This is a genomic window from Aquirufa antheringensis, from assembly GCF_004307425.1.
GTDB lineage: Bacteria > Bacteroidota > Bacteroidia > Cytophagales > Spirosomataceae > Aquirufa > Aquirufa antheringensis.
The window spans coordinates 614,751-640,160 of sequence record NZ_SEWZ01000002.1; the positions used below are offsets into that span (position 1 = coordinate 614,751).

Genomic DNA, 25,410 nt, shown 5'->3' on the forward strand with positions numbered 1-25,410 from the left:
TCTTAGTTTTCAGTGTTAGCCCAACGGTTCGAAATACGGTCCCAAATGCTGTTTCCGTGGTGGTGATCCTCCTCGCATTCGTTCTCCGCCTTGTAGGATGGAGTCGCTGGACGAGTCGATGCGCCGCCTTTTTTCGCGCCGATCATCTTTTGCACTAAGCGTTGTTTTTCTGCTTTCAATTCCGCTTGGCGAATCAAATCTGCCGCGCGGTCGAAAACTACTGCGCCATCAACGATCGTGTGCTCCGATTTCGCATAAATCGATAATGGATTGTCTGACCAAACCACGATATCGGCATCCTTACCTTCCTTGATGGAACCGACGCGGTCAGCGACGTGTAACATTTTGGCAGGATTCAACGTCACCATTTTCAACGCTTCTTCCTCCGACATACCTGCGTATTTCACTGATTTCGCTGCTTCTTGGTTCAAACGACGTGCCATTTCCGCATCATCCGAATTAATCGCCACGTTCACGCCCGTCTTTTGCATCAAGTAGGCATTTTGCGGGATTGCGTCCGTCACCTCCATTTTATAGGCCCACCAGTCTGAGAATGTCGAGGCATTCGCACCGTGTTTGGCCATGATATCTGCTACTTTATAACCTTCCAAAATATGGGTAAACGTGTTCACCGTGAATCCAAAATGATCCGCCACTTTCATCATCGCGTTAATTTCGCTCTGTACGTACGAGTGGCACGTGATGAAACGCTTGTGGTTCAAAATCTCCACCAAAGTCTCTAATTCCAAGTCAATACGCTTGCCAGGACCTTGTTTTTCATAGTCTCTCGCGCGAGTAAACGCATCCATTAACACCTGCTCCACCCCCATACGCGTGTCTGGGAAACGCGGATTTGACGTGTTCCAAGAGCGTTTTACGTTCTCGCCCAATGCGAATTTGATAAATGGATCCCAGTTTGCAAACTTCATTCCCTCGGCGTTCGCACCCCAACGGAACTTCAATAATTGCGTTTGGCCACCGATTGTGTTACATGATCCGTGCAAGATGTGGCTTGACGTTACGCCACCGCTCAATTGACGGTAGATGTCCACGTCATCTGGATCGATCACGTCTTGGATACGCACCTCAGCCGTCACTGATTGCGAACATTCGTTAATGCCGCCGGTTCCCGCTACGTGCGAGTGCTCGTCGATGATACCCGCCGTCACGTGTTTGCCCGTTCCGTCGATCACACGCGCCGTTGGATCTTTCAATCCTTTGCCGATCGCCGCGATTTTACCGTTCTTTAATAAGACATCGCTGTCCTTTAAAACGCCTGATTTTTCATTTGTCCAAACCGTCGCGTTCTTGATCAAGATCGTTTCGGCCGTCGCTGGCTTGGGTGTTCCGTAGCCCGCAAATGGGTAGATGACGGATCCTAATTCCAATTTATCTTCTTTCTTACCTGCTTTTTTCGCTACCGTATCTGCCGCCGCGGAAGCCGTTGCTTTCCACGAAATCCAGTCGCCGTTCGCTAATTGGCCTGTTCCAGCGAAGCTCGCATCTCCGAATGTTCCCGTCAAACGCGTGCGCTTGCCTTTGTCGGCTTTCGAAGAGAAGCTCAAGTTGATTAAGGATTCTTTTTGAGAGAAGTCGACGGATGTGGTGTCTTTGGCCAAAATCTGAACCTTATACCCTCCTGGCTCACCTGAGATACTCAAAGTCGCCTTGTTTGCACCTAATTGTAAATCATATTTCCCTGCCAAAGAACTCCATTGTTCCTTCGCAATCGGATACGCATCGCCTTGTACCCAGTTCTCAATGATAGTCGTTTTTTCGGCGAAAACGGGACCATTCGTGATTACGAAGTTTGCTAATTTGCCTGCATCCAGACTTCCGACCATGTCAGAAACGCCTAAGATCGTTGCTGGGGTTGAAGTCAACGCCTCTAACGCCTTTTGCTCGCTTAAACCGTATTGAATCGCCTTGCGGAGATTGGGCATAAAACTGCTCACATCTTTTAATCCATTCGCCGTAATCGCGAACGATAGACTCGCTTTCTCAAAAGTCGCCGGGTTCGTAGGCGCTAATTCCCAGTGCTTCATATCCGCCACGTTCACGAAACGCGCGTCCGTCGGATCCTCTAAATCCATCGCTTGCGGGAAGTCCAAAGGCAAAATGAATTTCGCATTCGACGCTTTCATCTCATCAATTCGTTGGTATTCGTTACCGCTCGCTTTGATAATGTATTGAACGCCAAACTCGTCGCCGATTTTATCTGCCCGTAAAACGGACCACTTATCGGTTACCTCGAAGATTTGTGGAAGCGCTTGAATTTCATTAAAAGAAGCCAAAGATAAATTCGTTCCCTCTTTCGCCGGCTTCGATTTGTACCAAGCGGCGTCTAAGAAGTTTTGGCGTAAAAGCGCAATCGAACCCATCAACGAGCCCGGATAATCCTGCGTAGACGATCCCTTATTAAACGAATAGTGCGCCGAAGCTTTCTCTTTCAAGACCACCAAGTTTTCTCTTTGCTTCGCTAAGCTCACGAAAACGCCGGTTCCACGAGAGATACCGTCCATTTGATGCGTTAATACCGTGCCAAAGCCCAGCTTGCGCAATTCCTTCGCCTTTGAATCATTCACCTCGAACAATTTCGCGTGCGAAACCTCCGATTTGATAGCCTGATTCCAAGAATAAGGGCCTTTTGTATTCGAAATCATTTGAGAGGGCGAGCGGTAACTACCACCGCCAGCTGCCACAGCGTTCATGCCATAATCACTGTAAATATCGATGAAAGACGGGTAAATGTACTTACCGCCACAATCGATCACCACCGCGTCTTTAGGGACCGCCACAGCTCCGACCGATTCGATCTTACCATTTTTAATCACCAAAGTCGCCTTGGTTAAAGTCGTTTTTGCATCTTTCACGATGGTCGCGTTCGTGAAGGCATAATAGCCATTCGACGGACTTGCGACGTCATTAATCGGGAAAGTGACTTGAGAAAAGAGAGACGTGCTCACGAAGAGGAACAGGGCTCCCAGCCAAAAAGGTTGAAATTTTTTCATTCGTTGATTTTTGTTGGAGATTAAAGATAGAAAATTTTTGTCTTTGGCCTATCTTTGTCTACACATTTTGCCTAAGTCAATCATGAACACCGCTCAAACCATCGCCGCTCTAGTGGCGAATCCTGAATCCCATGCCCGTTTTTTGAACACGCTTTCCTTTATGGAAAATTCCGGGGCTCGTAAAATTTCCAAATTTGAGCACAAAAAAGAGGTCAGCCTAATCATCTTAAAACACGCCGCAGAAGAACACCGCCACGCTTATTATTTAAAGAAGCAAATCAGCAAATTAGTTCCGTCCGGCTTCGAAACCTATGACGATTCCTTTTTGATCAACCCGCGCTCTTCCCGCTTCTATCTAGACGTTCTTGACCTGCGCGTCAGCCAATATGCGAAGAAAAAACTAGGCCTAACCGGCTACGACGTAAAATGGGCGGCCTATTTATTAGTGACCTACGCCATCGAATTGCGCGCTGACGAACTGTATCCGATCTACCAGCAAATCCTGACAGAGACAAAATCTAAAGTCCAAGTGAAATCCATCATCGTGGAAGAAGAGGGGCACCTAGAGGAGATGATCTCCCAATTAAAAGCTACTTGGCCAGACTGGGAACAGCATGCCGCTGTTGCCGTTCAGATTGAAACGGAATTGTATCAGGACTGGGTGAGTTCGCTGGTGGAGGAAGTCGCGTAAGGTTTCACAAAACGTGAACTTCTCCCGTTTTTATCAACAAACTTTTAATCTCGCCATTCACCTTTACTTTCGCCGTGCTTCCTTTCATCCCTTTCAGGTGTAGGGACGTCACTTTGCCGTCTTTCCAGCTCATGGAAACCTCAAATCCACCACGGGTTTTTAAGCCAGATACAGCTCCTTCTAAAGCCCAGGCCGCCGGTAATGCAGGCAAAGTTTCGATTAATTCTGGAGTGGATTGAATTAACATTTCTGCGACTGCCGCTGAGCCACCAAAGTTTCCATCGATTTGGAATGGAGGGTGTGCGTCGAATAGGTTAGGATAGGTACCTCCGCCGCGTGCGTAGTTCACTTTTACACCGTCTGGTTCTACGTATTTCAACAGTTCACGGTACATTTTGTACGCGTGATCTCCGTCGCGCAGACGTGCCCAGAGGTTAATTCTCCAGCCTTTGGACCAGCCCGTTGTTTCGTCGCCTTTGATCTCTAAGGTCTTTTTAGCCGCCGCTGCAATCGTGGGCGTTTCTGCCACCGTTACGTGTGTTCCCGGGTATAAACCGTATAAATGCGATTGGTGGCGGTGCTTCGGATCCGTGTCCTCCCAGTCGAAATACCATTCTTGTAGATTGCCTTTCGCTCCTACTTGGTACGGCAGTATACGGGCCAAAGCCTTTTCTAAAGATGCCTGGAAGGCCGGATCTTTTTTCAGGACTTTTTCCGCCGCGATCAAGTCCAAAAACAACTCGCGAATCATCGCCAAATCCGCTGTCGCCCCGTAGGCCGTCGCTCCTTGGTAGCCCGTAGGCGTGATGAATTTGTTCTCTGGTGAAGTGGATGGAGACGTGATCAAGCGACCGTTTTTGTCTTCAATTAACCAATACAGGCAGAATTCCGCCGCACCACGCATCAAAGGATAGGCCTTTGCCTCTAAGAATTTCTTGTCCTGTGTGAACAAATAATGTTCCCACAAATGGGTGGAAGCCCAGGTAGCGCCCATAGGCCAGTTCGCCCAGCTCGGATCTCCGTTCCCGAAATCCCCCACTGGATTCGACATCGCCCAAATATCTGAATTGTGGTGAACCACCCAACCCGGCGCATCGTAAAACGTCTTCGCCGTAATGCGTCCCGTCTTTTCTAGGTTCTCTAAAAAGCCCAAAAACGGCGCGTGCATCTCGCTCAAATTCGTATTTTCCGCCAGCCAATAATTCTCTTCGGCATTAATGTTCATCGTATAATTACTCGACCAAGGCGGTTGAATGTGTGGATTCCAAAGTCCTTGCAAGTTCGCTGGTACACCCGGCGTCCGCGAGCTCGAGATCAATAAATACCGCCCAAACTGGAAGTACAATGTTTCGAGGTAGTTGTCCTTCTCGCCTTTGGCATAACGACGTAAACGCTCATCCGTAGGCAATTCCGGCGCATTGTCTGCCGGCAAACTCAAGTTCACACGCTTGAAATAGGGCTGGTAATCCGCTAAGTGGCGCGCCAATAATTGCTCCGCACCCTTAAAGCTGGCCGCCTGCAAACGCTTCTCCGACAGCTCATCTTCATTCAAACCCTCCTTCGATGGACTCTTGTCAAAACCATTAAAACTCGTCGCCATCGTCACTAAAATCGTCGCATCCGTTCCGCCCACCATCTGCAAGGTCGAATCCGTTCTCAGCACTTTTCCGTCCGCCGATTGAATCAAAATATCCGAAGCAAAACGCGTTCCTTTGGTATCATCAAACATAATGGGATTCCCCTTTTTGCGCACATAATTCGGATCCGCTCGCACCGGCGCTGTCCCTTTCGCGTGCAAGTGATTAATGGTCGATTTCGTCGAATAACGCAACAAGGACTTAAATTGAACCGTAAAATTCAACCCTTTTTTCTCCTTACTCGTCAAGTGAATCACGAACACATTGTCCGGATGCGAGAAGAAATATTCCTTGCGAATCTCATTCGAACCAGTGTGGTAATGCACCGTCGAAACGGCCTTATCTAAACTTAATTCGCGGCGGTATTCCGTCGGATTATCGTGGTTAAAGTCTACATATAAGGTTCCCAGCGGCGCATACGATTCCGAGAATTTGCCTTGTATTTTACGGACCAAAGAATCCGCCGCCTTATAATTTTCCAGACGCAAAGCCTCGCGAACCGCCGGTAAATTTTTATACGCCTCCTTGTTCATATACGGATCCATCGGCTCCCCAGACCACAAAGTCAGGTCATTCAAGAAGATTTTATCGCTTTTTGTCCCGCCAAAAACAGTCACCCCCTGTTTCCCATTTCCGAGAACAAGCGCCTCTTCAAAATACGTCGCCGGCTTATCGTACCACAATCGCATGGGTTTCTGTTGAGCAAGTGTACTAAATGCTAATAGAGTTAAAAGTAGTATGCGCATAGGTTTATTTTTTTATCGCCAAACGGCCTGTGTAGTCAATTCTCTGCAATAAAATCGATGTCTTTTGCTCTGCGAAATACTCGTCCACCGCTTTGCGGCAGCCCTCCCAGTGGCCATAATCGTCGATGATCATCACGCCGCTTTCGCTTAAAGATGGATATAAATGAATCAATTCGTGCTTCGTAGAAGTGTACCAATCCGTGTCTAAACGTAACAGGGCGATGGCGCCTTTTGGGGTGATTTGCGGAATCGTGTCTTCCACTTTTCCCTCCACGTAGTGGATGTTTTCTGATGGAAATGAGCTGTTCGACATCGTTAATTTTACGTCGTCTAAGTTTGCCAAACACCAAACCGAAGTCTCCTTCTGGTCCTGGGTTTGCTCGAGCATTAGGTCGGCTTTTTGGCCCCTAAAATCCACATCCTCCGCCGTAGGTTCAGACATCCCCTCAAACGTATCGTATAAATAGAGGTGGCGATCGCTCACCCCGCGGTGCGCTAACACCTGCGCCACCATCAGCGACGAACCACCACGCCAAACGCCACATTCCACAAAATCCCCGGGTATATTTTGATCAATCACATAATTCGTCGCCTGGTACAACGCAAACATCCGCTCTACCGACGTCATCGTATAGGGCTGGCATTTCTCGTAAAAGCTCCAAAAAGTTTTGTCCTGAATATCCGCGTAAGGCCCAGCGGCCTTGCGATCGAATTTAGTGACTTGGTAACCGAATTGTTCAATGAGGTTTAGTAGGAATTTGCGCATAAGGGGTAATTTCTCCTAAAAATAGTAAAAAAAATGTATTTTACTATGGGCAGTTTTAGGGTGTTGACACTTTTTGTCAATACCTGAAAATGCGTCAGAACACAGCGCCTTTATTTCACATTGGTTTGGATTTTTATCATTTTGAGTCCATTATTGGTTTGGATTTTTATCATTTAAGTAGTAATATTGGTTTGGATTTTTAACAAAACAATGAGCTACATCCCCAGAATAATTGATCAAGAGCTTGAAAAGTGGCGAAATCAGCGCGATAGGAAGCCTTTGTTGCTACGGGGTGCTAGGCAAGTAGGGAAGTCCTCGGCTGTGAGGCATTTGGCAAAATCATTTGATCATTTCGTTGAAGTAAATTTTGATGAAAACCCCGAATTTTCGACGCTATTTGAGAAATCCATATCCCCCGCTGAACTGTGCGAACAGCTGACACTTTTGTTGAAAGTCCCTATAGTGGAGGGGAAGACCTTGGTGTTTTTTGACGAAATTCAAGCATGCATTCCTGCCATTTCTGCTCTGCGGTATTTCTATGAAAAAATGCCTCAATTGCATGTAATCGCTGCAGGTTCTCTGTTGGAATTCGCTTTATCTGAGGTTCCGTCTTACGGAGTGGGGCGGGTTCGATCTATTTTTCTATACCCTTTATCTCTTCAGGAGTTTTTACTAGCGAATGGTGAAACGGGACTGATTGATTATGTGATGAGCGCTGGATTTACCGCTGAACTACCTGATTTGGTTCACGAAAAACTGAACCATTATTTGAAGAAGTTTTTAATCATAGGAGGGATGCCTGAAGTGGTTAGTTCTTATGTTCGAAATGGAGATATGTTAGAAGTGCAGCGTATTTTAGACGATTTAGTCATATCAATTCAAGCAGATTTTGCCAAATTCCGAGATCGAGTTCCCGCTATTCGTATTAGAGAGGTATTTAACCTGGTTGTTCAACAGGTAGGAAATAAGTTCACCTACACTTATGGGAATACTAATCTGACAAATATACAAGTCAAACAGGCCTTAGATTTATTAACCCTAGCGGGTATTATATATCCGGTTACGCATTCCAGTTGTAATGGGTTGCCATTGGGGGCGGAGATCAATGTGAAAAAGCGGAAGTTTTTGTTATTCGATACAGGAATTTTCCAACGTATTTTAGGATTAAATATGTCCGAAATGCTTTTGGAGAGTGATTTCTCCGTGATCAACAAGGGGAATATAGCCGAAATGTTCGTGGGGCTTGAATTGATTAAAAACACCTCGTGTTACGAAAACTGGGACTTGCATTATTGGCAAAGAGAAAGCAAAAATGCGCAATCTGAGGTCGATTACGTCATCCAACGCAAAGGTCAAATTCTACCCATCGAAGTCAAATCAGGCACGAAAGGCGCGATGCAAAGCTTGTATCGCTTCTTAGAGGAAAAGAATGTTACTAAGGGAATTCGAACCTCTTTGGAGAATTTTGGCCAAATCCCTAACGTCCAGATCATTCCACTTTATGCGATTGGGATGTATAAGTCAGGGAATTAGTTACATCTCTTTCCTTTCTTCTTGCTTGATTAATCCTTTTCTAAATGCTTCATCGTTGCTATTACCATCAATGAAAGTTAGCTTACCAGTAAGTCCTTTCACTTTTTCTATCGTTGACCAAATCATAAACTTGTAGTTATTAAGTTGGTCTTCCAAAACCGATTGTTCGTTACGACAATTTCGATCGAAGCACCCAGTTTTATAACCATTTGAAATGTATTCAAATAGATACCAGTGTTCTGCCTGTCGCATATTTTTACTAGGCTTCAGGTACTTTCCTGAGGTCATTTTAATATTCTGTAGAATACTCTCCTGAGTAGAATCTACTAAAGTGCCCCAATAAATGATCTCTTTTTCATTAATCTTTCCTCTTGAATCTACTTTATATAGATATAGGCCAATATCAGAACGGCAGGTTGCATTTTGAGAAGAAATATATGCCCCTTTAGTTAAGTCGTGTACTAATAACTGACATGAGCTATCTACTGTTAGTTTACTGGTTGAATTACCTTTATATGAAAAATGGTTACTTAGAGTAATTATTCTAGTCTGACCATAAATAAACAATGGTAAAACTAAAAACAGCGTAAGAAATGTAAGATTCTTGAGGTTTTTATTTGCAGTACGTTCCATTATTTCCGTCTTTAAAGTTATAAATTATTGTCTTGATATAATTTTGGGTATTCTCATTGAGCTTATTAAATAGCTCTGTTTCCTGTAATCCTGTAAAAATCAATCCTCCAGCGTAATCTTTTATGTTGGGAAACCTTTTAATCATAATTTCCTCTAATAAACTTAAGTAATAAGTGTCAGTCATTTCATTATGCTCTTTTGATTCATTCCAATTTTTTCCTAAGATCACCCCAAAATAGGCATGTAATAATTCATGATATAAAGTGACAGCCATTAATTCTTGGGACAGCTTAGGTAATACATTTAAATTTAATTCGATCGTAACCTCTTTAGAAGAGATAGAAGTTGTATGCGCCATAACTGTTGCTGGCAAATTAGTTACTTCAATAAAATGAACGGTTTTGGCACTTAGTTTTAATTTCTTTACAATTCCCCCTAAATCATATTTCGAATTAATGACTCCATTTATGGCTTGAAGTAGGCATTTGTTCTTGACGTCGTTGCCGACGGAAAACAATAATTCTTCTGAAGGATCGAAATCAATTTCCTCTTCTGTTCCCGATTCGCCGCCACCTCCTTCAAAAAAAGTGGGGATTGCGGAATCATAATTACCCAAATTGTTTCGGTAGATGGCAATCAGCTCATCATGGGTCATAGGTGGTCGAGTTCGTTCTCCATAGCAGAATACCTCATCTAAATCTAAGTTGGCCATTTTAGGAATGGAATTCTCGAGATTTTTGATCTTTTTTCGCGGATTACTTGCCTTCTTTGTTTTGGTTAAAATACCATCCCGAATCACCTCATCGAACATATTGAGAACCTGTACATTAATATGGGTTTCATCCTTAGGAGTATACCATTTATAAAACCCTTTTTGAACTCCATTTTCTGAATAAATAATCAAATCCTTCATTCCCACTTTTGACATCACGGGTATTTGAAAAGCCTGTGAGCCGTCTGGCATCGTAAAAGGAGTGGTATAATTCCACAACACGGGCTCATTAGTGTGGGTTATTCTGCTAAATGCATACCATTGTTTTAAGTCTTGATGTGGATCGAGGGGTTCGATGATAGAATGACGTTCGCAGGAGTTTAGCAAGAGCAAAAGGGCCATCCCAAGGAATGGCAGGCGAAGGTAGTACATAGGTATTAGGTAGTTAGGTGTTTGGTAGGTCTTTAAACCTGCCTAAATCTAGACTTTCTTCCTATTGAATCCTATGCTAAAAATTAATTATCAGTTTACTGATAAAACAAAAGACCCTAACATCGCTGTTAGGGTCTTTATTCATTGAAGTGGTAGATCCCGGACTCGAACCGGGGACACACGGATTTTCAATCCGATGCTCTACCAACTGAGCTAATCCACCTCAATTCCCCGCGTTAATCGGGAGTGCAAAAATAAGTATAATTTTATTTAATCCCAATCTTGGCTTAAAAAAAACAAAGAAATCTCGCAAAGCGGGGATTTATTCCCCGAAAAGTCCGCTTGATAAATAGCGATCTCCGCGGTCGCAAATGATGCAGACGATCACACCTTCCTCTAACTCAGTCGCTAAGCGTAAGCTGGCTAAAACACTGCCGCCACTGCTCATCCCACCGAATACGCCTTCGACTTTAGCGAGTGCCTGTGTCATCGCGGTGGCATCTGCTTCTGAAATGTCCATCACGCGGTCTACGCGGGAGGGGTCATAGATTTTAGGTCGGTATTCGATAGGCCAGCGGCGGATGCCTGGGATTTTAGAGCCGTCTGTGGGCTGGCAGCCTACGATTTGGATGGCTGGATTTTGTTCCTTTAAGTACATCGACGTGCCCATAATGGTGCCCGTGGTGCCCATAGAGCTCACGAAGTGAGTTACGGTGCCTTTTGTGTCGCGGTAGATTTCGGGTCCCGTCGTTTTGTAATGGGCCAAATAATTATCCGGATTCTCGAACTGATTCAGCATAAAGAACTCGCCGCTGGCGGCTTTTTCAACGGCGTAATCACGGGCGGATTCGATGCTTTCTGTCAAGGTCACTGTAGCGCCAAAGGCTTCCATCGTCAAGACGCGTTCCCGCGTGGAATTCGCTGGCATCGCTAATTCGATTTCGATATCATATAAACGGGCAATCATGGCTAACGCGATGCCCGTGTTACCAGAGGTCGCTTCGATGAGCTTCATCCCTGCTTTCAATTCCCCGCGCTGGATGGCGCCTTCGATCATGTTTTTCGCGGCGCGGTCTTTGACCGAACCTCCCGGATTATTTCCTTCTAACTTCCCGTAAATCTTGACCTTCGGGTTTGGGTTCAAACGCGATAATTCGACTAAAGGCGTGTTTCCGACTAATTCTAACAGCTGGCTCATATTAATCTTGGATAACTTTGACGTTTTCTTGGTGGTAAATCTTCGTGTTAGGGGCAACGCTGCGCGTTAACCAGACGTTTCCGCCTATAATCGAGTTTTTTCCTACAACCGTCTCGCCGCCTAAAATGGTGGCTCCGGAGTAGATGACCACGCCGTCTTCGATAGTGGGGTGGCGCTTCGTGGAAGCCATCGATTTATCGACAGAAAGGGCTCCTAAGGTGACTCCTTGGTAGATTTTCACGCGTTCCCCTATGATGGTGGTTTCCCCAATCACGATTCCGGTGCCGTGGTCCATAAAGAAATAGCGACCGATGCTTGCGCCAGGGTGGATGTCGATACCGGTTTTGGAATGGGCATATTCTGTCAAAATCCGCGGAATCAACGGCACTTTCTCCTGGTGCAATCCGTGCGCTAAGCGGTAAAAGGCCAAGGCGTAAAAGCCGGGATAAGTCCGGATCACTTCGTAGGAAGTGGTCGCCGCCGGGTCGCCCGCCACCATCGCTTCCACGTCCGTTTGCAAGAGGTCGTAGATGGCTGGAATTTGGCCTAAAAAGCGGTGAGCAATGACCGCAGGATCTTCCGAAAGCTGTTCTTTCATCGAATACAACAGACTTTCAAGCCCATTTTCGATGCTTTCCCACACGGCTTTCAGTTCGGACACCTCCTTAAAATGCAGTCGCGTTTGTTCCGGGAAAAGCGTCAAAACGATTTTCGTGAACAACTTTTTGATGTCAGAAGTCGCCGGAAAAGGGGGCGTCTGCTGGTGTTGCGCGACTATCTTGTCTAAAAATTCGTTAGGAAGCATGGCTTAAAAGTAAATCGGTTTGTTCGACCGGGTCCAGCGTGCGGACCTCGATGCGGGTGATTTTGTCGTTTTCTCTTTGGCCTAAACCGTACATATAGGCCTTATCGTAGTAATAGAGCGTGATTTCCGCGACTAAACTAAAGTCGTCTGCCTCTAGCGCTTCCATCGCGATGGCGTAGCGATCCAGGCCTAAACGCTTCTTTATTTTGCCCAAAGCCGTAGCCAAATCCTCCTTCGGATAAGACGCATACACATTCACTAAGTGCGGCAAACGGTAGACCGGTTCAATATCTAAAAACGTGACAGGAGCCTCTCTGAGCTGATTATAGAGCGATGCCCCCATAAATACCTGACCTATGTGGCGGCTTTCATCCTCCACCCAGATCTCCTGGCCGTAATCAAAACCGCACAAAATGCGGTGTACTTCATTCTCAAAATGCTCACTCGTAGGCTGTACTTCCTGGCCTAAATGCCCAAAAGCCGACCCTCTATGGTGCGCAATTCCTTCTAAATCGAGTACCTGATGTCCTCTTTTCGCTAATTCATGCAAGATCTCCGTCTTCCCAGATCCCGTCTTCCCACCCAAAACGCGGAAGGGAATGGGTTGTTCGAAAATGGCTAATACCTCGTTGCGGTAGGCCTTGTAGCCACCCACGAGGATTTTGACCTGCAATCCAGCCGTCTCAAAAAGCCAGGCCATACTGCCGCTTCGCATGCCTCCGCGCCAGCAATGGACGAGGATGGTGTTGTCGACGGCTAGCTTTTTGGCCTTTTTCACCCAGGTCGCTAGTTGCGGACCCACGAATTCTAAGCCTAATTCAATCGCTTTGTCCTTCCCTTTTTGTTTGTAGCAGGTGCCCACCGCCGCGCGCTGTTCATCATCGAAAATAGGAAAGGAAATCGCTCCCGGAATCCGTGCCCGCGTATATTCGCCAGGCGATCGGACATCGAGCACCGGGTACGTTTTTGCGGCTTCGAGGAAGTCTGACGGACTGAGTTTTTCGGGCATTATAGGGTTATTTCGTAGAATTCGAAGTGTAATGGATCGAATGTCTGTAGTAAATCGTGTATAAAATCGGGGTAATCACTCGCGAATTCGAGGAAGTTCGTATGTCTTTCCTGCCATTCTCCAGCAGGGAATAAGGCTTCTTTTAGTGCCAAAACCTGTCTCACCTCATCCCCCTGATTACGCTCTTCCGCGCGCTTTAATTTCTTCGCTAACCGCTCCAAGCCTTTTGTCCAGCGTGCCTGCTCTGCGTGCACACTAGCTTCTAAAGTAGGATCGATGGCTTTTGCCCTGGCGGCCAGTTCCGCTAAAATAGGCATCAGATTTTGCGCCTCTTGATCGGTATCCAACTTATGTGACGTGCGTCCCGCCACAAAATCACGTCTTAGCGCTAATTCATTTTTAAACAAATCCGCTAAACTCAGGCCTAATTTCTCCGCTTTCTCTACCTGTTTCTGCGTCTTCACGATCGCAAAATTACGCGGCAATAAAATAGGGAATGGAACCTGGTGTAAATCAAATATACCTTTCAATTGCAACCAATAAGCCACCTCCGCCGGGCCTCCGATGTAGGCTAGGTTAGGTAAAATGACTTCTTGGTACAAGGGTCGCAAGATCACATTCGGGCTAGCTTTGGTGATATCCACCGAATCCCCTGTTTCCAAACGAACGCGATCGTTATCTGTTAATTCAAACAAGTTCACTGGACGCGCCGAAACCTGTGTCTTGTAGCCTAAGGCTTCTAATTTCTCAGTCGTCGCCCGTACAATCGGCTCGTGAACCTGTTGCTTTAAATCCGCCTCCATGATAGGAGCAAAAATCGACTTCAATCGCGCATCATCTGCATCGAGACAGACTAAACCCTCAGCCCCGAAAAGCGCGTGCATATACATTCTCACTGCTTCTGAGAGGTTTTTTCCCTCTGAATAGGCCTTGTCGAAGATCTCATTTCTCAACGGAATGCGAGGGAAATCGCTCAATGAAAAGCGACCTACGGCACCTTTTTGGGAAGTATTCCACTCGTATTTCGTCCCAAAAGCAAAGAAGTGATTGATCTCCTCAAAATCATGGTCCTCCGTCGCCATCCAATAAACAGGGACAAAGCGCTGAGTGGGATACGCTTTTTGAAGTTTTCGCGCCAGATTAATGGTCGAGACTAACTTATAAATCACATAAAGGGGACCCGTATAAATATTTAACTGATGTCCCGTGGTTACCGTAAAGGTATTCTCATCGCGAAGATCCACCGCTGGCATTTCAGCACCTATCGCGGCATATTGCTCGCTTAAAACAGTCTGAAGAACCTCACGTGTAGCAAATGGGAACGATTTTTTCTCTGAAATTTGGTCTTTGAAATTTGAGATCTTTGGGCCATTGCCGTAAAACTCCTTTAACACCGGCTTCTCTGCTAGATAATCCAGTAACAGTTTGGAAAAAGCGTTCAGCGAAGTGAGTGTATGCGTTTTATGATCCATTATTTAGGTCCGGAATGTTTTGTTCTAATGCTATCGTAAACGCTGTCTGGGATAGGAATGTTCAATTTCTCCGCAGCCGTTTCTGGTTTTTCCCAATTTAAATACCCTTTTACCCAAGCAAAAGCGAGTCCCAAAGCCAGGATTCCCACGAATAATAAAATCTCGAATACCGCATACATCGGGAATTCCGGTGCTGCTGCAGATAGAGCTTTGTCTTTTAATAGGGTGGCCGTGGGGAATAAGAATACTAATTCGATTTCGAACAGGACGAAGAGCAGGGCAATCACGTAAAAGCGCGGATTGAAGCGAATATTGGCGTTTCCTACCGGTGCTTCGCCGGATTCGTAGGTGGAATTCTTCTCGACATTGGGGCGATTTGGGCGAATAAAGCGGGCAAGGGTTAAGATCAAGCCCAGGAATAGCATTCCTGCGCCTAAAAATGCCGCCACATAGCCAAATTGCTCGATCATTTTCTCAATTTCAAATATCCCTTCACCACCGTAAACGTGGTAACTGCTAGGAAGAATAGAATGATGTATTGTACGTAGTTGATGATGCCGGGGAAATTTTGGCCTAAATAAAAACCTGCGGTCACTAAAATGCCCACCCAGAGCGCACCTCCCACCAGGTTCAATAAAATAAATTTATACCAGGAAAGGTGACTAATTCCCGCCAAAATAGGCGTGAAAGTCCGCACAATAGGCAAAAAGCGACTGATCACCAGCGCCATAAATCCGTATTTGTCAAAAAATTCCCGGGTCGATTCCAAGTGTTTCTTCTTGAAAAACCAACCATCTGGCCTATTCATCAGCGATTTGCCAAAAAACCGCCCCACTAAATACCCCACAAAGGAACCGATGACGGCGGCTAGAAAAATACTTAACAAAAGGGAGCTCAATGGCTCTTTCAGCACGCCGGTACCCCCAAAAACACCCGTCAAAAACAACAGATAATCCCCAGGCAGGAAAAAGGCAAAGAAGAGGCCATTCTCGGCGAAAACAATCAAGGTAATGACCATCAATCCAGAGCGGATAATGGTTTCAGAATCAGTGAGCTGATGCCACAAAAGATTTATTTCATCCATGATTTAGGCCGTCATTCCATCTTAAATTAAAATGAAAACATAAATATGGGTGAAAAATTCGAATTTTTGTTACATTTGGGGGATGAAAAATGTCATGGCTTATGTTCTTTTTGTGATCCTATTTGCCGGCGGCTTATTGCCCAAGGTGGGGATGGAGCAGTCCATCAAGGCGAACGAACTGGTGAAGCATTTTCAAGATCACAAGAAGCAGGCTCCGGCGGGTTTCAGTTTTGTGGACTTTCTTTGGATGCATTATGCGGCTGATTCGAAGCACGCAAAAACAACCCAACATCCGAGTTTACCTTCATTCGATTTCTCAGGTGCGATGGGCTTCGTTTTGCCCGCAGTTACCTTCTTTTTCATGAGTGCTGTCGCGCTCATCGTAGCGCGTCGCCGCTCAGAATTCTACGAAAACAACTACCATTTCTCGATGGAGCGTGTCTTAATCGCGCCTCCCCGGTTTTAAAATTACGCCTGTTCTGTACGGTCTCAAGCCGTTTATATCAAAGCTTAATTTTTAAAACATGATTAATTCCATTATCAGTTTCAGTATACGCAATAAATTAGTGGTCGGGCTTTTTGTCCTGGGGCTGATTTTTTGGGGAGGCTATTCGCTGAGCAAACTGCCCATCGATGCCCTGCCAGACATTACGTCGAACCAAGTGCAGGTGATCACCCAATCCCCGGCTCTGGCCGCCTCCGAGGTGGAGAAGTTTATCACCTATCCTTTGGAGATATCGTTACGAACAATCCCCAATGTAAAGGATATTCGGTCCATTTCTCGGATGGGTATGTCCATTATTACGGTCGTTTTCGAGGATGAGGTCGCCACCGAAGTGACCCGGCAGCAAGTGGCCGAAAAATTAAAAGCGGCTGAGCCCTACCTTTTACAAGGGTCTGGCATTCCCGAATTAGCGCCCATCACCACCGGTCTAGGCGAGTTTTTTCAATACACCCTAGAGGTGGATCCTGCATTTAAAGATCAATATTCCCTTGCGGATTTGCGGACTTACCAGGATTGGATTATTAAACGTCAGCTCTTAGGAATCAAGGGCGTGGTAGAAGTGAGTTCCTATGGAGGGCACTTGAAGCAATATGAAGTGGCGGTAGATCCAGAGCGATTACGTGCCATGAACGTGAGCGTAAATGAGGTATTTAAGGCGATTCAGATCAATAATTCGAATTCCGGAGGTGGCTATATAGAGAAAGGTACGGATGCTTATTTCATCCGTTCGGAGGGAATGTTGACTTCGTTAGAGGATATTGAGAATACGGTGGTTTCCCAAAGAGGGGAGGCGGGCTTGCCCGTTCTAGTGAAGGATGTGGCCAAAGTAGGCTTCGGGAAAGCGATCCGCTATGGAGCGATGACCAGAAATGGAAAGGGAGAGGCGGTAGGTGCCGTGATGTTGCTTTTAAAAGGGGCGAATGCAAATCAGGTGGTTCAAGATGTGAAGGCTCAGCTGGAAATCATTGGCAAAACCCTACCCCAAGGAGTTCACGTGGTTCCCTATTTAGACCGCAGCGTGTTAATCGGTCGCGCCATCAATACGGTGGAGAAGAACTTGATCGAAGGAGGTTTGATCGTCGTGTTTATCTTAGTTTTACTACTGGGAAATCTGCGCGCCGGCTTGATCGTGGCCTCGGTGATTCCACTCTGTTTATTGTTTGCCTTTGCGCTGATGCACATTTTCGGGGTGTCTGCGAACCTGATGAGTTTAGGGGCGATTGATTTTGGCCTCATTGTGGATGGCGCCGTCATCATTGTGGAGTCCATTATACACCGGCTCCACAGCCATCGAAAAGGCGAGGAATTGAGTCAGCAGGCGATGGATGAGGAAGTGGGGATTTCTGCCAAAGCGATTTTCGGCTCCGCTGCCTTTGGCGTCATCATCATCTTGATCGTTTACCTACCCATTATGGCTTTAGGTGGAATCGAGGGCAAGATGTTTAGACCGATGGCGCAAACAGTTAGTTTCGCCATCTTAGGTGCGCTGATTCTTTCGCTGACTTATGTGCCCATGATGTCTGCCTTGTTTTTAAGCAAGAAAATCAGTCACGAAATCACGATTGCGGATCGCATTATGGGTTTTTTATACCGCGGCTATCAACCCCTCATTCATTGGGCCTTGAAGCAACGCAAGTGGGTGGTGATCGGGGCTTTTGGCCTATTTAGCGCCAGTATTGCCCTCTTTATGACTTTAGGCGGTGAGTTTATTCCGGAATTAAACGAAGGCGATTTTGCGGTAGAGACGATTTTGCCTACGAATGCCTCTCTTTCCCAAAGTATTAAAATCAATTCCGCGGCTCAAGCGATGTTATTGAAGAAATTTCCCACGGAAGTGAAGCAAATTGTTTCCCGCATCGGAGCCTCTGAAATCCCAACGGACCCGATGGGCGTGAATGCCTGCGATTTAATAATCCAATTAAAGGATCCGTCGGAATGGAAAAATGCGGAGACGATGGAGGAATTAGAGGCCAAAATGGATGCGGCATTAGACGTCTACCCAGAAGTGAATTTCGAGTTCACGCAACCGATTCAAATGCGTTTTAACGAGCTGATCGCGGGAGTGAAATCGGATATTGCGGTGAAGATTTTTGGGGAAGATCTCCAAGAATTATTTGATCATGCGACCGAAGCCTCTCGCTACATCCGCAGCATCGACGGCGTAGGGGACATCAAAGTCCAGCAAATCGACGGCATCCCGCAATTAGTGGTGAAATACAATCGTGTGAAGATGGCGCAATATGGCTTGAATGTGAACGAAGTTAACTCCGCCATCAAGATGACTTTCGCCGGAGAAACGGCCGGAATCGTCATGGAAGGCGAGAAAAGATTCGACTTAGTAGTTAGAATGGATTCCGTTCACCGCCAAGACATTCAGAATTTGCGCGAACTCTACATCGACTTGCCATCTGGCTCTCAAATTCCCTTACAAGAAGTGGCGGAGGTAAATTACGAAAACGCGCCATTAGAAATTTCCAGAGATAATACGCACCGCCGCATTACCATCGGGATTAATGTCCGAGGTCGTGACGTGGAAAGCGTGGTGGCTGATATCCAAAAAGTCATGAAAAATAAGATCACTTTGCCGGCGGGTTATTACGTGACCTATGGCGGAACGTTTGAGAATTTACAGGCGGCGAAATCGCGTTTGGCTTTAGTAGTTCCGATCGCGTTAGCGCTGATTTTTGTACTCTTGTTTTTTACCTTCCAAAGCTTCTTAGAAGCCGCCATCATCTACTTGGCGATTCCTTTATCAGCTATCGGGGGTGTGGTTGCTCTTTGGTTACGCGGGATGCCGTTCTCGGTTTCGGCGGGGATCGGATTTATCGCTTTATTCGGTGTCGCGGTCTTGAACGGAATTGTGTTGCTTTCCTTCTTTAAGCAATTAGCAGACGAGGGGTTGGGCGTGGAAGAACGTTTGAAGAAAGGATTGGAGTTGCGTTTTAGACCCGTGATTATGACCGCGGCGGTGGCCTCTTTAGGTTTCTTGCCTATGGCGCTGAGCCACTCCCCGGGTGCGGAGGTACAACGGCCCTTAGCAACGGTGGTGATAGGCGGTTTGATTACCGCGACGTTCTTAACATTGGTCGTTATTCCAGTCGTCTACTCGATCGTGATGGGCCGCCGAGAGCAGAAGCTGAAGGCCAAAGGTCTAGGGATGATAGTTTTATTCATCTTGATGTCATTTTCAAGCACAGCCTCCGGACTGTCGACTATCGACTATCGACTATCGACTAGTGACTCTCGACTCCCGACTATCGACTATCGACTATCGACTAGTGACTCTCGACTCCCGACTATCGACTATCGACTATCGACTAGTGACTCTCGACTCCCGACTATCGACTATCGACTCTCTTTAAAAGCTTGCCTCTCCCTCGCCTCCACTCGCAACGCCCTCCTTGCCACTGGTTTGGCAGACGTTAAAACCGCGGAGGCTTTGATTAATTCTGGTAAAGAATTGCCTAAAGGAACGGTGGATGCGCAGTACGGACGAGTGCAGACCTATTACAGCCAAGATTATACCCTGGTGGCTTCCCAAAGTATCCCGTGGCCTACGCTGTTAAAGGCACAGGTGAAGTCCTTGACCTCGGCGAAAGTGTTGAGCGAAAAGCGCTTGAAGATCACGCAAAATTTAGTGGCTTCGAGTGTGAAATTCTATTATTACCAGATTTTGGCACAGCAGAAAAATCTATCGTTTTTAGCTTCACAAGACAGTTTATATACCCTGATGAAGCGTGCGGCAACGATTAAATTCCAACAAGGCGAGACGAATCGCTTGGAATTGATGGCGGCAGAAACGCGTTTGCGGGAGTTTCAGCAGAAGCGAATTGCCCTAGAAGCGGATCAAAAGACCGCCTACCAAAACCTCGCTTACTGGATCAATGAACCGGGGGAATTTGAGATTGAAGGGAAGGAATCGCTGGCCATGGAATCCGGCCAAGCTGGGTTAGATCTGTCGAAAAACCCGACTATCGAACTTTTAGCTGAGCAAGTAGAGCACGGGAAATTGCTGACGGCGGTCGAAAGAGAACGCTTGAAGCCGGATCTGAGAATTGGGGTTACGACGCAGAGCATTGAAAATGTAGGGGGTCAAAACTTCGTACAAGCTGGTTTGGCCATTCCGATTTTCGGGAAAGGGCAAAAAGCGAAGATTGCCTCAGCGAAATTACAGGAGGAGGCTTTTGTTAGCCAAAAAATCCAAGCCGAATCTGCCTTGCAAACGGATTACAAGAATGCGGAGGCAGCGGTGGCGAAATACCGGGCGAGTTTGGCCTATTATACCTCCACAGCCTTGCCTCAAGCAGCTTTGTTAGAGAAGACCGCGCTGAAATCGTATCAGCAGGGAGAAATCGAATACGTCGAGATGTTGCAAAATACGCAGCAAGCTTGGCAGATTCGCGAAAGTTATATTCAAGAAGTCAACGCCTACAACCAGGCGATTATCACCCGTCAAACCATCATTGGAAATGAATAAGTTAATCAAATTAGCAGCACTATGCCTTGTATTAGGCGTAGCGGCTTGCTCGAAAAAAGAAGAGGCCACCTCGGAAGCGCCGGTGACCGAAATTAAATTGACCGCAGAACAGAAGACGAACGCGGGCATCGAATTCGGAGCTTTAGAAGAGCGCGAAATGTCTACCGAAGTTAAATGTACTGGGGTGGTCGATGTGCCGCCTATATCTTTAGCGTCTATCTCAATCCCCATCGCGGGTTACGTGAAAACGACGTATGAATTGCTTCCGGGCAAAAAAGTGTCGAAAGGGCAGGCCTTAGCGACCTTGACGTCTCTTGATTTCATCCAAATGCAGCAAGAGTATTTGCAGGCTCTGTCTTCGCAGACTTTTATGAGTTCCGAGAAATCGCGTCAGCAAGTGTTGACGAACGAGGAAGTGGGTTCAAAAAAGAAATTACAGCAGTCGGAAGCCGATTTAGGCAATGTGAATGCGCAGGTGAAGGCTTTGGGACTAAAATTAGAGGTCTTAGGTTGTGACTTGAAATCGCTAGCCAAAGGAAATTTGAGCTCTGTTTTGACCTTGCGTTCGCCCATCGACGGCTATATCCAAGACCAGTTTTTAGCGATCGGGAAATACGTAACACCGTCTGATGTCTTGATTAAGGTCGTGGGAATGGCAGACAAGCACGTAGAATTGAAGGTGTTTGAGAAGGATTTGGCCAAATTAAACATCGGTCAAACTATCGAATTCGAATCAGAGGGTCAAAAAGCAAATGCCAAAATCTTCCTCATCGCCCCACAAGTGGATTTAACCAACCGCACGACGTCCGTTCACGGCCACTTCGCAAACAAGTCGGATGAAAAGAACTTCACGGTAGGTCAATTCGTGAGTGCGCGCATCGAAGTAGGCTCTCAAAAAATTCCTAGCATTCCACAAGCGGGCCTGGCTCGCGTGGGTAAAGGCGGTTTCATCTACGTGGAAATGACGAATGGCGCCATGGCACAAGTGCCTGTGGAGATTTTGAGCTCCACACCAGACTACGCGGGAATCAAATTGTTGAAAGAATTACCGGCAGGAAAAGTCGTAACAAAGGGCGCATCAGCCTTAGAAGCGATCTTCGCGAAAGACTAGTCTTTTTCGACCCAGCCGCTCCAAACCGTATAATCGGCCCATCTTGCAGGTGGGTCGATTTTTTTGTCAAAAATTCCGAAAATCGTCGACCCCGATCCGCTCATCGCTGCATAGCTCGCACCCAAGGTGTACATTTCCTCCTTCAAAGAAGCCAAAACAGGATAATGCGGGAAGATACTCTTCTCGAAATCATTCGAAATCGCCTCTTTCCAATCCGCTTTCAAAATGGCCTTGCGCAGATCTACCGGTGCTTTTGCAGGCGTTACACCCGCATAGGCTTCCGCCGTAGAAATGCCCACTGCGGGGTATAATAACACGAGAAACTTCCCTTTTAGGCTTGCCTCGATAGGGCTCAGTTTGTCCCCTTTTCCTTTGCCGAAAGCCGCCTGATTCGACAAGAAAAACGCACAGTCACTGCCTAATTTTGCCGCATAGGGTTGTAAGTCTTCGTTCGTTAGGGGGAGCTGAAACAAGTCTCTCAAACCCATTAAAGTAAACGCAGCGTCTGAGGAACCTCCACCTAAACCAGCGCCCATGGGGATAATTTTGTGCAAATGGATGTGTACAGGAGGCATTTGATGGTCTTTCCTCAATAGCTCATAAGCCTTGTAGCATAGATTATCCTCGATGGCACCTGCGATGTCTAAACCTGAAGAGCTAAAGGTGAATTCCCCTTCTGATGGCGTGATCTCGAGCACATCCGTCCAAGGCACCGGAAAGAAACAAGTCTCTAAATCGTGAAATCCATCCTTGCGTTTCTTCGTGATGTACAAGCCTATATTAATCTTCGCGTGCGGAAATAAAACCATATTAATCTTCTAAAGAGTTGCCTATCCAGCTGAAACGAACCCATAATCCGATAAAGAATAGGATCAGGGCAATTTCTGCAAATAGGTAAGAAAGGGAGATGTGTTCTTCCCAGGTAACCGTTTTGACCACTGAGGCCTCCATTTTATCAATTTCTTGGAAAATTTGTTGCAAGGCCTGGCCATTCGTGGCCCGGAAGAATTTTCCCTTCGTCAAGCGTGCAATCTCGCGCAAGGTACTTTCGTCCACCGGGTCTATACTTGGTTGTAGGCTTCCCACGGCTATAGTATAGACTTTGATGTTGAAATTTTTAGCCAGTTCCGCGGAGGTAACCGGGTCGAGATTACCGGCTGTATTATTACCATCGGATATCAGGATGCTGATTTTCTTGGGATTTTCAGAGTCGCGGATTTGGTTAATACACATCCCCAAGGCATCGCCCAAAGCGGTTCCTTCCTCCACAATTTGATTCGTCTGGAATCGCTGTAACTGATGCAATAAAAAGGCCGAATCCGTCGTAATGGGACTCGCTAGATAGGGGGCACCCGCGAAAGCGATGAGCGAAATGGGATCGTGATTTCGCTGGCGGATGAACTCCTTGCCCATCTTTTTAGCTGTTTCTAAACGACTGGGGCTAATATCACGCGTCTGCATAGAGGAGGATATGTCCAAAGCCAATGCAATATCAATTCCTTCCACTTGCTTTTTCTGGTGTTTAATCACGCGGTAAGGCCCTGCCGCCACGATGATGACGGAAGACAGGCATAGTACCTGAATGACCATGGGAACATAACTCAGCAAGAGGGTAAGCCGGTTTTGCTTCAAGGGCACAGAAAGCGATAATTCCAGGCGTGGCTGGTTGCCGCGTTGGCGTAAATACTTGATGAAATAAACGAGAAAGGGCCATACCAAGCCATACAAAAACAAGCTATTCTCCCACTCGAAGGTGAAGAATGCCTGGATTTGGTGCCATGAATACAGCGGATTAAACTTCATTGTTCTGGATCTTTTCCTGTTCTATTTCGTATAAATTCGTGGCTAAACCCTCTAAATACTGTAAGGATTCCGTCGTATGTTGGGAAAAATTCCCGCCATAAATAGCTGAATCCATTTCATTCAAGACCTTTTCCATCGCCTCATCTGCCAAGTTATCGAGCATTTCTTTCGAAGTAAAGGTCGTAAAAGGTAATTGCGTTAATTCCTCTAGGTATTTCTTCCACCCAGAAAAGGCCCGTTCTAAATTCAGTAAACCCACCGGAGTTCCCGCCACTTGACGCGCGTAGCGCTGGAAGGTTCGTTTAAATTCCCGGTGACGTCGCCATAATAGGTAGCGTTTGAAGAGTTTGGTGATCGCTTTGCCAAAAATCCAGTAAATCAATCCCGCCATAATAAGCAAGCTAATTCCCGCCGCAAACACGTTTTTCAAATCCGTTTTAGGGCTGAGGGGCTGGATGGGGATGCTTTGGTACAAAGAATCTAAGTCAATCTGCTCTGGATGTGGTAACAATCGCTTTAAATGGATGCTATCGACCACCGGATAAATGATCGTGCAATCGGGCTCCTGGAGGAGGTAAATGGGTATTTGCAGTTTTTGGACGGGTGCTAACTGAAACAAGCGAAGGGTATAAACGGCGGAGTCCAATGACCCCGAGGCCGTCGTTTTCGTCGCAAAAAACTCTCGTTTCACTGTCTCAAACGCGCCAAAATGCTGGTTCGCATTCGGAAAAAATACTTCCTGGTCCTTCGGATGACGCACATACAGCGAATAGTGAATGGGCTGTCCTATGACGACCGAATCCTCCTGAAACTTCCCTTTAATGATGAATGGCGTCTCTTGCATTAGCGTCTAGCATTAAAAAGTTTGACTAATGCCGGCACGAAATCCTCGCCGGAACGCAATTCCACGTAATCTGCGTGCCATCGCTTGCACATTTCCTTTAAATCCCCTCCGCGGTTTTTGACCTGTTGCTGAAGCAACTGCTTAAATCCGCGCGCAGAAGTATTGACCCAAGTGGTCCGCTTTCTTTCCGGATCGTAAATAGGGACGATGCCCATCGAGGGTAATTGAATTTCTTGTTGATCGAGCGTATGCAACACCACTAAATCATGCTTTAAGGCCGCAGCACGCAATAAATCTTCATAGCCCTCGTCGATGAAATCGGATAACACAAACAAAAGACTTTTGCGTTTCAAGGTTTGCAATGCGAAGGTTAATCCGGCCTTCAGATCCGTCGTTGTATTCTCAGGCTTCACTCTAAAAAGCTCCGAAATAACTTTATAGCCATGTTTTTTGCCCATCGCTGGAGGCATGTATTTTTCGTTCTTATCGCTAAAGCAAACAAATCCAAGGTGACTTGCCTCCTGAATGGCAGCGAAGGCTAATACCCCAGCCACTTCCTTCAAGGTCTTCATTTTGCTATTTCCCAGTCTTCCTACCGTGCCAGAGGCGCTGACGTCAATTAAGAAGAAAACGGTTTGCTCTTTTTCCTCTTTGAAAAGCTTCACAAAAGTTCCGTGACCCTTCGACGAGGTGTTCCAGTCAATGTGACGCACATCATCTCCATAATGGTATTGGCGAAGGTCACTAAACTCTAAGCCCGATCCCTTAAAGACGGAGGAGAAATTTCCATGCATTTGTGTGTTAATCGCTTTTCTAATGCGTATTTCCAGCTGAACAACATGGGTCAGGAAGGCTTTGATGTCCATATCCACGAGACTAAATTACCTATTTTTTACCCAATCTGAATGAAATGAGCTAAAAGCTTTCTAATTTACGGGTAT

Annotated in this window: 20 protein-coding genes and 1 tRNA gene; 5 read left to right on the forward strand and 16 right to left on the reverse strand. The window is 46.3% G+C overall.

Annotation, left to right across the window (positions count from 1 at the left end):
* Positions 1-2: 2 nt before the first annotated feature.
* Complete coding sequence (locus tag EWU21_RS05650) at positions 3-3,011, reverse strand: amidohydrolase family protein (RefSeq protein WP_130895833.1); 3,009 nt, start codon at positions 3,009-3,011, stop codon at positions 3-5.
* Positions 3,012-3,054: 43 nt separating this feature from the next.
* Between EWU21_RS05650 and EWU21_RS05655 the strand changes: the two genes are divergently transcribed.
* The gene (locus EWU21_RS05655; protein ID WP_236633180.1) at positions 3,055-3,702 is read left to right on the forward strand and encodes a hypothetical protein; all 648 of its coding nucleotides are present in this window, start codon (positions 3,055-3,057) and stop codon (positions 3,700-3,702) included.
* Between the two features lie 4 nt (positions 3,703-3,706).
* Here the strand turns inward: EWU21_RS05655 and EWU21_RS05660 are convergent, their stop codons facing one another.
* Both EWU21_RS05660 and EWU21_RS05665 read right to left on the reverse strand, forming a co-directional pair.
* Positions 3,707-6,085, reverse strand: a complete 2,379-nt coding sequence (locus tag EWU21_RS05660) for a glycoside hydrolase family 95 protein (protein WP_130895835.1) — start codon at positions 6,083-6,085, stop codon at positions 3,707-3,709.
* A 4-nt stretch (positions 6,086-6,089) separates the two neighbouring features.
* Positions 6,090-6,851, reverse strand: coding sequence for a TylF/MycF/NovP-related O-methyltransferase (locus EWU21_RS05665; RefSeq protein WP_130895836.1), 762 nt, complete (start codon positions 6,849-6,851; stop codon positions 6,090-6,092).
* A gap of 210 nt (positions 6,852-7,061) precedes the next feature.
* On the opposite strand from EWU21_RS05665, the gene EWU21_RS05670 reads away from it, so the two are divergent.
* Complete coding sequence (locus EWU21_RS05670; protein WP_130895837.1) at positions 7,062-8,384, forward strand: ATP-binding protein; 1,323 nt, start codon at positions 7,062-7,064, stop codon at positions 8,382-8,384.
* Here the strand turns inward: EWU21_RS05670 and EWU21_RS05675 are convergent, their stop codons facing one another.
* The 9 genes from EWU21_RS05675 to EWU21_RS05715 form a co-directional block, all read right to left on the reverse strand.
* Positions 8,385-9,017, reverse strand: coding sequence for a hypothetical protein (locus tag EWU21_RS05675; RefSeq protein WP_130895838.1), 633 nt, complete (start codon positions 9,015-9,017; stop codon positions 8,385-8,387).
* Complete coding sequence (locus tag EWU21_RS05680) at positions 8,998-10,161, reverse strand: hypothetical protein (protein WP_130895839.1); 1,164 nt, start codon at positions 10,159-10,161, stop codon at positions 8,998-9,000. The genes EWU21_RS05675 and EWU21_RS05680 overlap by 20 nt, the downstream gene beginning before the upstream one ends.
* Before the next feature lie 150 nt (positions 10,162-10,311).
* Positions 10,312-10,384: transfer RNA gene (locus EWU21_RS05685), tRNA-Phe, on the reverse strand.
* Positions 10,385-10,483: 99 nt separating this feature from the next.
* Positions 10,484-11,359 carry a cysteine synthase CysM gene (cysM, locus tag EWU21_RS05690; protein ID WP_130895840.1) on the reverse strand — a complete coding sequence of 292 codons (876 nt, stop codon included), beginning with the start codon at positions 11,357-11,359 and terminating at the stop codon, positions 10,484-10,486.
* Between the two features lies 1 nt (position 11,360).
* On the reverse strand, positions 11,361-12,164 hold the full coding sequence (locus tag EWU21_RS05695; protein WP_130895841.1) for a serine O-acetyltransferase: 804 nt from the start codon (positions 12,162-12,164) through the stop codon (positions 11,361-11,363).
* Positions 12,154-13,173 (reverse strand): tRNA 2-selenouridine(34) synthase MnmH, encoded by a 1,020-nt coding sequence (gene mnmH / locus EWU21_RS05700; protein ID WP_130895842.1) that lies wholly within the window; start codon positions 13,171-13,173, stop codon positions 12,154-12,156. Before mnmH ends, EWU21_RS05695 begins: the two co-directional genes overlap by 11 nt.
* The gene (locus EWU21_RS05705; RefSeq protein ID WP_130895843.1) at positions 13,173-14,645 is read right to left on the reverse strand and encodes a bacillithiol biosynthesis cysteine-adding enzyme BshC; all 1,473 of its coding nucleotides are present in this window, start codon (positions 14,643-14,645) and stop codon (positions 13,173-13,175) included. The genes mnmH and EWU21_RS05705 overlap by 1 nt, the downstream gene beginning before the upstream one ends.
* Positions 14,645-15,115: an NADH-quinone oxidoreductase subunit A gene (locus tag EWU21_RS05710; RefSeq protein WP_130895844.1), complete on the reverse strand. Its 471-nt coding sequence runs from the start codon at positions 15,113-15,115 to the stop codon at positions 14,645-14,647. Before EWU21_RS05710 ends, EWU21_RS05705 begins: the two co-directional genes overlap by 1 nt.
* Complete coding sequence (locus EWU21_RS05715) at positions 15,112-15,729, reverse strand: DedA family protein (protein WP_130895845.1); 618 nt, start codon at positions 15,727-15,729, stop codon at positions 15,112-15,114. Before EWU21_RS05715 ends, EWU21_RS05710 begins: the two co-directional genes overlap by 4 nt.
* A gap of 82 nt (positions 15,730-15,811) precedes the next feature.
* Between EWU21_RS05715 and EWU21_RS05720 the strand changes: the two genes are divergently transcribed.
* From EWU21_RS05720 to EWU21_RS05730, 3 genes are read left to right on the forward strand one after another with little or no spacing between them, the layout of a single operon-like run.
* Positions 15,812-16,195 (forward strand): hypothetical protein, encoded by a 384-nt coding sequence (locus EWU21_RS05720; RefSeq protein WP_130895846.1) that lies wholly within the window; start codon positions 15,812-15,814, stop codon positions 16,193-16,195.
* Positions 16,196-16,253: 58 nt separating this feature from the next.
* Positions 16,254-20,711, forward strand: a complete 4,458-nt coding sequence (locus EWU21_RS05725) for a CusA/CzcA family heavy metal efflux RND transporter (RefSeq protein ID WP_130895847.1) — start codon at positions 16,254-16,256, stop codon at positions 20,709-20,711.
* Positions 20,704-21,822: an efflux RND transporter periplasmic adaptor subunit gene (locus EWU21_RS05730; RefSeq protein WP_130895848.1), complete on the forward strand. Its 1,119-nt coding sequence runs from the start codon at positions 20,704-20,706 to the stop codon at positions 21,820-21,822. The genes EWU21_RS05725 and EWU21_RS05730 overlap by 8 nt, the downstream gene beginning before the upstream one ends.
* On the opposite strand, the gene ispE is transcribed toward EWU21_RS05730, so the two are convergent.
* The 4 genes from ispE to EWU21_RS05750 are packed head-to-tail and all read right to left on the reverse strand — an operon-like array spanning position 21,819 to position 25,335.
* The gene (gene ispE, locus EWU21_RS05735; protein ID WP_130895849.1) at positions 21,819-22,631 is read right to left on the reverse strand and encodes a 4-(cytidine 5'-diphospho)-2-C-methyl-D-erythritol kinase; all 813 of its coding nucleotides are present in this window, start codon (positions 22,629-22,631) and stop codon (positions 21,819-21,821) included. The two genes, EWU21_RS05730 and ispE, sit on opposite strands and share 4 nt — an antisense overlap.
* 1 nt (position 22,632) lies before the next feature.
* Positions 22,633-23,625, reverse strand: coding sequence for a VWA domain-containing protein (locus EWU21_RS05740; protein WP_130895850.1), 993 nt, complete (start codon positions 23,623-23,625; stop codon positions 22,633-22,635).
* The gene (locus tag EWU21_RS05745) at positions 23,615-24,469 is read right to left on the reverse strand and encodes a hypothetical protein (RefSeq protein WP_130895851.1); all 855 of its coding nucleotides are present in this window, start codon (positions 24,467-24,469) and stop codon (positions 23,615-23,617) included. Before EWU21_RS05745 ends, EWU21_RS05740 begins: the two co-directional genes overlap by 11 nt.
* Positions 24,469-25,335: a DUF58 domain-containing protein gene (locus EWU21_RS05750; protein WP_130895852.1), complete on the reverse strand. Its 867-nt coding sequence runs from the start codon at positions 25,333-25,335 to the stop codon at positions 24,469-24,471. Before EWU21_RS05750 ends, EWU21_RS05745 begins: the two co-directional genes overlap by 1 nt.
* Positions 25,336-25,410 lie beyond the last annotated feature (75 nt).

Coding starts and splice junctions, on each gene's coding strand:
- EWU21_RS05650 (WP_130895833.1), bottom strand. CDS start 3,011: ATGAAAAAATTTCAACCTTTTTGGCTGGGAGCCCTGTTCCTCTTCGTG.
- EWU21_RS05660 (WP_130895835.1), bottom strand. CDS start 6,085: ATGCGCATACTACTTTTAACTCTATTAGCATTTAGTACACTTGCTCAA.
- EWU21_RS05665 (WP_130895836.1), bottom strand. CDS start 6,851: ATGCGCAAATTCCTACTAAACCTCATTGAACAATTCGGTTACCAAGTC.
- EWU21_RS05670 (WP_130895837.1), top strand. CDS start 7,062: ATGAGCTACATCCCCAGAATAATTGATCAAGAGCTTGAAAAGTGGCGA.
- EWU21_RS05675 (WP_130895838.1), bottom strand. CDS start 9,017: ATGGAACGTACTGCAAATAAAAACCTCAAGAATCTTACATTTCTTACG.
- EWU21_RS05680 (WP_130895839.1), bottom strand. CDS start 10,161: ATGTACTACCTTCGCCTGCCATTCCTTGGGATGGCCCTTTTGCTCTTG.
- cysM (WP_130895840.1), bottom strand. CDS start 11,359: ATGAGCCAGCTGTTAGAATTAGTCGGAAACACGCCTTTAGTCGAATTA.
- EWU21_RS05695 (WP_130895841.1), bottom strand. CDS start 12,164: ATGCTTCCTAACGAATTTTTAGACAAGATAGTCGCGCAACACCAGCAG.
- mnmH (WP_130895842.1), bottom strand. CDS start 13,173: ATGCCCGAAAAACTCAGTCCGTCAGACTTCCTCGAAGCCGCAAAAACG.
- EWU21_RS05705 (WP_130895843.1), bottom strand. CDS start 14,645: ATGGATCATAAAACGCATACACTCACTTCGCTGAACGCTTTTTCCAAA.
- EWU21_RS05710 (WP_130895844.1), bottom strand. CDS start 15,115: ATGATCGAGCAATTTGGCTATGTGGCGGCATTTTTAGGCGCAGGAATG.
- EWU21_RS05715 (WP_130895845.1), bottom strand. CDS start 15,729: ATGGATGAAATAAATCTTTTGTGGCATCAGCTCACTGATTCTGAAACC.
- EWU21_RS05720 (WP_130895846.1), top strand. CDS start 15,812: ATGAAAAATGTCATGGCTTATGTTCTTTTTGTGATCCTATTTGCCGGC.
- EWU21_RS05725 (WP_130895847.1), top strand. CDS start 16,254: ATGATTAATTCCATTATCAGTTTCAGTATACGCAATAAATTAGTGGTC.
- EWU21_RS05730 (WP_130895848.1), top strand. CDS start 20,704: ATGAATAAGTTAATCAAATTAGCAGCACTATGCCTTGTATTAGGCGTA.
- ispE (WP_130895849.1), bottom strand. CDS start 22,631: ATGGTTTTATTTCCGCACGCGAAGATTAATATAGGCTTGTACATCACG.
- EWU21_RS05740 (WP_130895850.1), bottom strand. CDS start 23,625: ATGAAGTTTAATCCGCTGTATTCATGGCACCAAATCCAGGCATTCTTC.
- EWU21_RS05745 (WP_130895851.1), bottom strand. CDS start 24,469: ATGCAAGAGACGCCATTCATCATTAAAGGGAAGTTTCAGGAGGATTCG.
- EWU21_RS05750 (WP_130895852.1), bottom strand. CDS start 25,335: ATGGACATCAAAGCCTTCCTGACCCATGTTGTTCAGCTGGAAATACGC.